A 5324-nucleotide genomic window follows, 5' to 3' on the forward strand; every position below is an offset into this window, starting at 1 on the left:
CCGGGGTTCGCGCGGTGACGCGCGCGAACCCCGGGCCGGGCGGTGCCCCGTGCGCTCAGGGCTGCAGGTCGGCGACCGCGCCGACGCCGGACATCTCCAGCACCCGGCGGGTCGGGGACCCCACCGGCGAGAGGATCGTGCAGGAGGTCTGCAGCAGACGGAGCCGCTCGGCCAGGGCGAACAGGATCCGCAGGCCCGCGCTGTCCAGGTACTTCAGCTCGCCGAGATCCAGTCGGACCTCTTCGAGCCGGTTGTCGATCGAGCCGAAGATCTTGTCCCGCACCCGCTCGCTGTTGGACAGGTCGATCTCACCGGTGATGACGATGTCCACCCGGGAGCCGTCGGCACGTACCTCCACGTCGGCCGTGGTCATTCCTGCTCGCTTCCCGACAGTCGCTTACGCAGCAGCACACTGGTGCCCTGCGGCCCGTTCTCCACCTGCACATCGTCGCAGAGCGAGCGCATCAGCTCGGTGCCCCGGCCCCGGTGGGTTCCCCGGGGTGGGCGCCAGCTCCCCGTGTCGCTCACGAGAACCTCGAGCTCGTCGCCGTGGGTCTCCAGGTGCAGACCGAGCGTGCCGCCGCCGGGGCCGTAGGCGTGCTCGATGACGTTGGCCGCCGCTTCGCCCACGGCCACGAGCAGGTCGGTGACGTCGTCCTCGCCCGCCCCGGCCTCGGGCAGCCACCGGCGCAGCTCGGCTCGGATGTCGGCGAGGGACTCCGGCACGGCGTCCACCGAGAACGTCAGTGTCCGGAGGTCGTCGGAACTCTGCCTGCGCACGGTGAGCAGGGCGAGGTCGTCCTCGGTGGCCGTGTCGGCCACGAGCCTGTTCATGATCTCGGTACAGACCGCTTCCGGCGGGCCCGGGTACACCACCTCGCTCAGTGCCCGCAGACCGTCCTCCAGGGGCTGCGCCCGCCGTTCCACCAGCCCGTCGGTGTAGAGGACGAGCACGGCGCCGCCGGACATGTCGATCGTGGTGGTGTGCCGGGCCTGAGTGGCCGAACCGACCCCCACGGGCGGGTCGACCGCGGCTTCCACGAGGGTCGAATCCCGGTTCAGCCTGCCCAGGACCGGGGCGAGATGGCCCGCCAGCGACAGGTACACCTGATCGTGTGACGGATCCCAGATCGCGCAGGCGAGGGTGGCCATGGCGTCCGGCTCGAAGTGCCGGATGTTGCGATCGAGGCGGGTCAGCACCTCCGCGGGATCGTCGTTCTCCAGCGCGTACGCGCGCACGGTGGTGCGGATGCGGCCCATTACCATCGCCGCCGACAGCCCCCGGCCCACCACGTCCCCCGCGACCAGGAACAATCGTCCCGAGGGCAGGCCGAACGCGTCGTACCAGTCGCCGCTGATGTCCGAGCCGTGTCCGGGGGCGTAGCGCGCGGCGAGTTCGAAACCGGCCACGTCCGGCAGCTGCGCGGGCACGAGCGACCGCTGCACCGCTGAGGCCGCCGCACGGTCGGAGTTGGTCAACCTGGACCGGGCCGCCAGTGCGACCCGGTCCGCCGCGAGTTGCAACAGGCGCACGTCCTCGTCGTCGAACGCCCGGTCGTCCAGCGCTCCGACGTGCAACACACCGAGCGGCTCACCCTGGGCGATCAGCGGGACACCGAGGAGGCTCCGCAGGCCCTTCTCCCACAGCACCGGGTTGACCACGGTGTCCGGATCCACCTGCGAGACGCGGGACGGCTTGAGGTCCGCGGCGATCCGTCCGGCGAAGCCGTCACCCACCCGGATCCGCACGTTCTGCCACACCTCCTCCTCGATGCCGACCGACGCCGTGGCGACCAGCTGCTGCCCGCTGGCGTCCAGCAGAAGTGCGGTGGCGGTGTCGGCCTCGAGCACGTCCCGGACGCGGTCCACCAGCTCGTGGAGCAGCTGCTCGACGCTCAGCTGAACCAGCGCCGTGTCGGTGACCGCCTCGATTCGACGCAGGCGGTCAGCGGCGTTGTTCGGTTCGACCGCCCAAGGCATGTGGGTGAGCATAGTGTTCGAGGATTACCCCGGCAGCGTACGGGCGAACGTGACACTCGTCGTATCGGTCTTGGCAGCCACCCGAGCCGCCCGGAAGGATGCTCCTTCGTGGTCACCACGGGTTACGAGAGCATCACGGTCTCGCCAGATGTGGCGTGGGACGCCTACCGTGCGGCCCCCGACACCGGGCGCGGCCCCGGAATCGTCCTGTTGCCGGAGGTCACCGGGCTCAACGACCACATGCGTGCGCTGGCCGACGAACTCGCGGGGCACCGCTATCTGGTGCTCGTGCCGGACCTGTTCTGGCGGCTGCGCCATCGGTTCGAGGGCACCGACTCCTCCGGGATGGCCGAGGGGGCGACGCTGGCACGGCGGCTCGACCGTAACGAGGCTGTGACCGACCTGACAGCGACGCTGGCGCACCTGCGGGCGATGCCCGGGTGTACCGGCGGGGTCGGCGTGGTCGGATTCTGCGTCGGGGGCACGCTGGCGTACCTGTGCGGGACGTCGGTGCGGGTCGACGGCCGGGGGCCGGACGCGGTGGTGTCCTACTACGGCTCGGGGGTTCCGGACCTGCTGGACCGGGCCGACTCGCTCGACTGTCCGGCGATGTTCCACGTCGGCGACCGGGACCCGTACCTGCCCGCCGACGGGATCGCGGCGGTGGAGGCGGCGGTGGCCAACCGGCCGGACGTCGCGGTGCACCACTACGATGCGGGCCACGCCTTCGCCAACCCGGACGCCCCGTCGTCCCACGACCCCGAACCCGCCGACATCGCCTGGGGCCGCACCCGCACCTTCCTCGACGACGTGGTGCCGTGAAGGGCCCCTTCACTGCGTTGGTTGCCGTGGGGGACCCCTTCGCTGCGTCCCACGCCGCGAGGGACCCCTTCACTGCATATGACGCAGGGAAGGGGGCCTTCACGGCGTGCTCCGGGGGGGACGTCAGAGTGCGGGGCGGTCGGCCGCCAGCAGTGGGGCGAAGAGGTCGCCGTGTGTGCTGACGCGGGTGCGGACGTCGTCGGCGTGGAAGACGAGGTCGCCCGGTTCTCGGCAGGAGTCGACCTCGTCCCAGGTGACCGGGGTGGACACCGTCGGTGTCGGGCGGGCGCGCAGCGAGTAGGGGGCCACGGTGGTCTTCTTGACGTTGTTCTGGCTCCAGTCGATGAACACCTTCCCGCCGCGCAGCTTCTTCGCCATCCGGGAGACGACGGCGTCGGGGTGGTCGCGTTCGAGGCGTTCGGCCAGGCCCTTGGCGTACTCGCCGGTGCGGTCGCCGCTCCGGGTGCGCACGGGCACGTAGAGCTGCAGCCCCTTCGAGCCGCTCGTCTTCGGACACGCCCGCAGCCCGTCCGCTTCGAGCGCCGTGCGCAGCCACCGGGCCACCGTGCAGCACTCGACGATCGTCGCGGGATCACCGGGGTCGAGGTCGAACACGAGCAGGTCCGGATTCCGCCTCCCGTCCCGCGGGCCGACCGTCCACTGCGGAACGTGCAGTTCGAGACTCGCCAGGTGCGCCACCCAGACCAATGTGGACAAGTCTTGCACCAGCGCGTAGTCGGCCGATTCGGCGCCACGGGAACTTCCGGGCGTCTCGATGCGCACGGTGCGCACCCAGTCGGGCGCGTGCCGGGAGACGTTCTTCTCGAAGAACGACTTGCCCTCCACCCCGTTCGGGTAGCGCTTCAACGTCAACGGCCGGTCCCGGACGTGTGGCAGCAGCGCGTCCGCGATCCGCACGTAATAGTCGAGCACGTCCCGCTTGGTGAACCCGACCTCCGGGTAGAAGCTTTTGTCCAGATTGGACAGCCGGATGCGGTGGCCCTCGATGTCCACCAGTTGCCCGGTCACCGCGGCAACTCCTCCGGGCTGCGGTCCGGCCGGAGTCCGCGCCAGGACGGGGCGCGGAGTCGGCCCTCCCGCGTCCACGTCTTGAACGCGACCTCGCCGACCAGTGTCGGGCGCACCCAGTGGGCATCGCGGGACCGGTCCCTGGGCACCGCCTCGGCGAACGGGGAGGTGCGCCGTTCCAGCCCGCGCAGTCGGCTGCCGAGCGTGCGCAGCGCGTCGTCGCTGAAGCCGGTGCCGACCTGGCCGACGTAGCGCAGCCCCCGCCCGGTCGGCAGCCCCAGCATCAGCGACCCGAACGTGTCCGCCCGCCGGCCCGTGCCGGGCCGCCACCCGCCGAGCACCACCTCCAGCGTGCGCAGTTCGGTGATCTTGATCCAGGCGCCGTTCCGTTCCCCGGGCCGGTAGCGGGAGTCCAGGCGCTTCGCGACGAGGCCTTCGAGTTCCTGATCGGCCGCCGCGTCGGCGACCGCGCTTCCACCGCCGGCGTAGGAGGGGGGAACCCGCCAGTGCTCCCCGTCGATCCCGAGCCGGTCGAGCAGCTGTCTGCGCCGGGTGTACGGCAGGTCCAGACACGGGCGACCGTCGAGGTGCAGCACGTCGAAAACGAGGTAGGTGACCGGGGACCGGGCGGCCAGCTGCCGGGCTCTGCGGTCGGTGGCGTTGATCCGGCCCTGCAACGCCGCGAAGCTCGGCCTCCCGTCGTGCAGGGCGACGATCTCACCGTCGAGCCAGACAGGGGTGCTGCCGAGCTCTGCGCCGAGCCCACGCAGCTCCGGGTAGGTCTCGGTGATGTCGTCGCCGCGGCGGGAGAACAACCGCAGCCGCCCGCCGTCCACGCGGGCCAGCGCGCGGACGCCGTCCCACTTGAACTCGTAGCCCCACCGTTCGTCGGCGGCGGGTCCGGGCAGGGCACCCGGTACGGCCAGCATCGGAGACATCGACTCCGGCAGCGGGGTCCACCCCGGGTCCTCGGGCGGGTCCGACCGGATCACCTGCCAGCGCGAACCGGTGCGGAAGAAGACGTACTTCCCCCGTGCCCGCTCGCCGTGCAGCACGACGGCGACCTCGTCGGTGGTCCACTTCGCCACCTCGTACCGGCCCCGGTCCCAGACCGTCATCCGGCCCGCGCCGTACTCGCCCTCCGGGATCTTCCCGGAGAAGTCGGCGTACTCCAGGGGATGGTCCTCGGTGTGCACGGCCAGACGCACGGTGCCGCGCTCGTCCGGGAGGCCCTTGGGCACCGCGAACGACACCAGTACGCCGTCCCGTTCCAGGCGCACGTCCCAGTGCAGGCTCCGCGCGTGATGCTCGTGGATCACGAACGCCGCGCCCGCGTCGTTTTCGGCGGCGCTCTCCGCATCACCTCCGCGCCCGGCCTCCGCACCGTCCGGTACCGGCTCGGGTGTGCCTCTTCGGTCGCGTCCCAGTCCTGGGGATCCCGGCTCGCCTGCCACGCCTCATCGGCCCGCTGGGCGGCGTCGATGAGTGCCTGT

Annotated in this window: 5 protein-coding genes; 1 reads left to right on the plus strand and 4 read right to left on the minus strand. The window is 71.5% G+C overall.

The window, feature by feature from the left end:
• Window positions 1-55 precede the first annotated feature (55 nt).
• Together SACHA_RS0102220 and SACHA_RS0102225 are read right to left on the minus strand one after the other, a co-directional pair.
• On the minus strand, window positions 56-373 hold the full coding sequence (locus SACHA_RS0102220; protein ID WP_019806862.1) for an STAS domain-containing protein: 318 nt from the start codon (window positions 371-373) through the stop codon (window positions 56-58).
• Window positions 370-1980, minus strand: coding sequence for an ATP-binding SpoIIE family protein phosphatase (locus tag SACHA_RS0102225; protein ID WP_039737690.1), 1611 nt, complete (start codon window positions 1978-1980; stop codon window positions 370-372). Before SACHA_RS0102225 ends, SACHA_RS0102220 begins: the two co-directional genes overlap by 4 nt.
• 108 nt (window positions 1981-2088) lie before the next feature.
• Here SACHA_RS0102225 and SACHA_RS0102230 point away from each other — a divergent pair, with 108 nt between their 5' ends.
• Entirely contained in the window at window positions 2089-2802 is a 714-nt protein-coding gene (locus SACHA_RS0102230; protein ID WP_019806866.1) for a dienelactone hydrolase family protein, read from the plus strand.
• A gap of 123 nt (window positions 2803-2925) precedes the next feature.
• On the opposite strand, the gene ligD (SACHA_RS0102235) is transcribed toward SACHA_RS0102230, so the two are convergent.
• Window positions 2926-3831, minus strand: a complete 906-nt coding sequence (gene ligD / locus SACHA_RS0102235; protein WP_019806867.1) for a non-homologous end-joining DNA ligase — start codon at window positions 3829-3831, stop codon at window positions 2926-2928.
• The gene (gene ligD / locus SACHA_RS0102240) at window positions 3828-5285 is read right to left on the minus strand and encodes a non-homologous end-joining DNA ligase (protein WP_051110066.1); all 1458 of its coding nucleotides are present in this window, start codon (window positions 5283-5285) and stop codon (window positions 3828-3830) included. Before ligD (SACHA_RS0102240) ends, ligD (SACHA_RS0102235) begins: the two co-directional genes overlap by 4 nt.
• Window positions 5286-5324: the final 39 nt, after the last annotated feature.

Source organism: Saccharomonospora halophila 8 (assembly GCF_000383775.1).
Taxonomy (GTDB): Bacteria; Actinomycetota; Actinomycetes; order Mycobacteriales; family Pseudonocardiaceae; genus Saccharomonospora; species Saccharomonospora halophila.